Here is a 1,059-nt window from a genome sequence, read left to right as displayed (position 1 = left end):
GGACGCGTTCGAGGCCGACCTCGGCCAGCCCCTGCCCGCCGACCTGCGGGCCTGGTGGCTGCTGCCCAATGTCAGCTCGGACCACTGGATTCCGGAGGCGTTCGCCCCCGTCTCGCTGGACGAGGCCTTGGAGACCCACGCGATCTGGCTCCTGGTCGCCCAGCAGGAAGGCGACTCGTTCGACGAAAACGGCCGGCCCGAGACCCGCTACCTTCGCGAGTTCATGCCGATCGCGCTGAGCCCCGGCGGCGACGGACTGATCGTCGACATGCGACCCGGCGACACCCACGGCGCGGTGCTCCTCTGGGACCACGAGACCTGGACCCTGGACATCCCCCAGTGGACCTCCGTCACCTCGATGCTCCAGGACATCGCCCAGGCGTTGGAGGGCGGCACGCCAGCGCTATTGAGCCACGCAACCCTCGGCGGCTCCCAGGAACCCAGCTCCGCCACAATCGACGGCGCACAGGATCTCACCTGGCAACCCACCGCCGCATGACCAGCCGGACCACCTTGCCCCAGCCAGCCACAGCGGTCGATCATTCGCGGATGAGACCAGAAGTGCAGGCGTTCGTCGCCGACGGCCAGCTCCCTGACTGGGACACCGACGACGAAGAGGCGGTCGACCGTCGCCATGGCCAACTCGAAGCCATCCCCCGACCGGTGACAGCTACGGAAGCAGCCGCACTTGCCGCATGCTTCGGCCCGGACGACTGCTTTGGCGTCGCCTGGACCCTGCTGCACCTGATCGAGACCGCCCCCGGTCCAACTCCCGACATCCCACGACCAGGACCCGACGCCGACGACTGGCACCACGTCCTCTGGCAGCGCTGGGGAAACCCCGACGACCACGACGCCAACTTGACGCGTTAACCCCGTGCGATGTCTGCGGTTCTTGCCTGGCTTCCAAGGTTTCCGGAGCGAGCCGCGGGTGCCTCTCCAAGGTGTCCGGGAGAGCCTTCCAAGGTGAGCATCAAGGTGTGTACCAGGCTGTCACGCCCGAACCGGGCAGCACCCGCGGGCCCACGAACTGCGGGCACTCCAACCGGTTCTTGGCCG

General features: G+C 68.1%; 2 protein-coding genes. Both read left to right on the top strand.

The window, feature by feature from the left end:
* Window positions 1–499: SMI1/KNR4 family protein (locus tag VR45_RS42525; RefSeq protein WP_199925973.1), on the top strand; the 499-nt coding region annotated here is incomplete at its 5' end.
* 50 nt (window positions 500–549) lie between these two features.
* The gene (locus tag VR45_RS21265; RefSeq protein ID WP_052709248.1) at window positions 550–873 is read left to right on the top strand and encodes a hypothetical protein; all 324 of its coding nucleotides are present in this window, start codon (window positions 550–552) and stop codon (window positions 871–873) included.
* Window positions 874–1,059 lie beyond the last annotated feature (186 nt).

It is taken from the genome of Streptomyces sp. NRRL S-495 (assembly GCF_000966955.1).
Taxonomy (GTDB): domain Bacteria; phylum Actinomycetota; class Actinomycetes; order Streptomycetales; family Streptomycetaceae; genus Kitasatospora; species Kitasatospora purpeofusca.
Note: the sequence above shows the minus strand (reverse complement) of the source record. Positions and strands in the feature narration are given on the sequence as shown.

Coding starts and splice junctions, on each gene's coding strand:
- VR45_RS21265 (WP_052709248.1), top strand. CDS start 550: ATGAGACCAGAAGTGCAGGCGTTCGTCGCCGACGGCCAGCTCCCTGAC.